The following is a 2,500-nucleotide window of genomic DNA, read 5'->3' as shown; positions in this document are numbered from 1 at the left end:
TCCTGCGGCTACTAAGATGTTTCAGTTCGCCGCGTTCGCCCCTTTAGCCTATGGATTCAGCCAAAGGTGACAAGGCTTGCGCCTTGCCGGGTTGCCCCATTCGGGAACCTGCGGATCACCGCTTTTGTCCAGCTCCCCGCAGCGTTTCGTCGGTAACACGCCCTTCCTCGCCTCTGCGTGCCTAGGTATCCACCGTGCGCCCTTAACTGACTTGACCTTTTCACCTCACGTAACATTGGTGTTCTACCTGCCTCATGCCCCCAGGTTGCTGCTGCTTCCCCCGAGCCAAGGCTCGGAGGGCTCAACCCAGAAGCATGCTGCTCTCTTGCTATGCAGTTTTCAAAGTGCTGGCCGGCTCAACCCGGCTGGAGGCTTGTGCTCGGACCCAAACCCCTAGCCCGGTCGTCAACCTATCCAACTGGAGAACCCCTTCCCCGCTCCTCACCAAAGTGGTGGAGGTAAGCGGACTCGAACCGCTGACTTCTGCCGTGCAAAGGCAGCGCTCTACCAGCTGAGCTATACCCCCAATCCAGACTGCACCCACCCTCTGGCTTTGCCCTCAGCTTGGCCAGCTCGCTTCTAGCTTGCTAGCTCTCCCTTCTCCAGGACAAACAGTGGGCCATCCTGGACTCGAACCAGGGACCTCACCCTTATCAGGGGTGCGCTCTAACCACCTGAGCTAATAGCCCTCCCCTCGGTTCCCCTCCAGAACCCCAGTCAACCATCCCTTCAACCCCGACCGACCTGGGATAACCTTTGCTGGCCTGAGGGTGGTCTAACTCCCCTCAGATGCCCCAAGGTAGGTCTCCCTAAAAGGAGGTGATCCAGCCGCACCTTCCGGTACGGCTACCTTGTTACGACTTCACCCCAGTCACCAGCCCTGCCTTCGGCGGGTGCTCCGACTTCGGGCATGGCCAGCTCCCATGGTGTGACGGGCGGTGTGTACAAGGCCCGGGAACGTATTCACCGCAGCATGCTGATCTGCGATTACTAGCGATTCCGCCTTCACGCAGGCGAGTTGCAGCCTGCGATCTGAACTGAGACGCGGTTTTTGGGATTGGCTCACGCTCGCGCGCTCGCGACCCTTTGTCCGCGCCATTGTAGCACGTGTGTAGCCCAGAGCGTAAGGGGCATGCTGACTTGACGTCATCCTCACCTTCCTCCGGTTTGTCACCGGCAGTCTCCCTAGAGTGCCCAACTCAATGCTGGCAACTAGGAACAAGGGTTGCGCTCGTTGCGGGACTTAACCCAACATCTCACGACACGAGCTGACGACAGCCATGCACCACCTGTGTCCGCGCTCCCGAAGGCACCCCCACGTTTCCGCAGGGTTCGCGGCATGTCAAGCCCTGGTAAGGTTCTTCGCGTTGCATCGAATTAAACCACATGCTCCACCGCTTGTGCGGGCCCCCGTCAATTCCTTTGAGTTTCACACTTGCGTGCGTACTCCCCAGGCGGGACACTTAACGCGTTAGCTCCGACACTGACCGGGTCGATACGGCCAACGTCTAGTGTCCATCGTTTACGGCTAGGACTACTGGGGTATCTAATCCCATTCGCTCCCCTAGCTTTCGTACCTCAGCGTCAGTTGAGGCCCAGTTGCGCGCTTCCGCCTCAGGTGTTCTTCCCGATCTCTACGCATTTCACCGCTACACCGGGAATTCCCGCAACCCCTACCTCACTCTAGCCGGTCAGTTTCCAGGGCCTTCCCACAGTTGAGCTGTGGCCTTTGACCCCAGACTTGACCAGCCGCCTACGTACCCTTTACGCCCAATAATTCCGGATAACGCTTGCCTCCTCCGTCTTACCGCGGCTGCTGGCACGGAGTTAGCCGAGGCTTATTCCTGGGGTACCGTCAGTTTTCGTCCCCCAGAAAAGAGGTTTACAACCCAAGGGCCTTCCTCCCTCACGCGGTATTGCTCCGTCAGGCTTGCGCCCATTGCGGAAAATTCCCCACTGCTGCCTCCCGTAGGAGTCTGGGCCGTGTCTCAGTCCCAGTGTGGCGGGCCATCCTCTCAGACCCGCTACGGATCGTCGCCTTGGTAGGCCATTACCCCACCAACTAGCTAATCCGACGCAGGCTCATCCTCAGGTGGATTGCTCCTTTCAGCTTCCGCCTGTATGGGGTATTAGCAGCCGTTTCCAGCTGTTATCTCCCGCCTGAGGGTAGATTCCTACGTGTTACTCACCCGTCCGCCACTAACACCCGAAGGTGTCCGTGCGACTTGCATGTGTTAAGCATACCGCCAGCGTTCATCCTGAGCCAGGATCAAACTCTCCGTGTCAATTCAAGAGCTTGTCTCTGGAAAAATGGAAACTTGACAGGGTTGAATATGCAGCCACCAGCCGACTCAGGGAGCCTGCTGTGCTGCTTGGCGATGGTTGACTGAACGAGTTACTTGTCAAGGTTCTGGGGCGCCGGGGCTGGGTGGCCTTGTGGCGCTTTACTACCCTATCCCCACCCCCACCACCCCGTCAAGATATCCAACCCAAAGTTTTT

Annotated in this window: 2 tRNA genes and 2 rRNA genes (1 of these 4 cut by a window edge); all 4 read right to left on the bottom strand. The window is 58.4% G+C overall.

The features are described 5' to 3' along the window. A 23S ribosomal RNA gene (locus tag NW839_RS13545) occupies positions 1-217 on the bottom strand; it reaches 2,592 nt to the left of the window's first position. Between the two features lie 233 nt (positions 218-450). Further along, positions 451-526: transfer RNA gene (locus NW839_RS13540), tRNA-Ala, on the bottom strand. Between the two features lie 89 nt (positions 527-615). After that, positions 616-689, bottom strand: a tRNA-Ile gene (locus tag NW839_RS13535). Positions 690-812: 123 nt separating this feature from the next. Further along, a 16S ribosomal RNA gene (locus tag NW839_RS13530) occupies positions 813-2,285 on the bottom strand. The 16S and 23S rRNA genes sit together here with 2 tRNA genes alongside, the layout of an rRNA operon. Between the last annotated feature and the right edge of the window lie 215 nt (positions 2,286-2,500).

This window comes from Synechococcus sp. R5-15 (assembly GCF_047462035.1).
Lineage (GTDB): Bacteria > Cyanobacteriota > Cyanobacteriia > Thermostichales > Thermostichaceae > Thermostichus.
The sequence above is the reverse complement of the archived record's forward strand: the minus strand, read 5'-3'. Positions and strand labels throughout refer to the sequence as shown.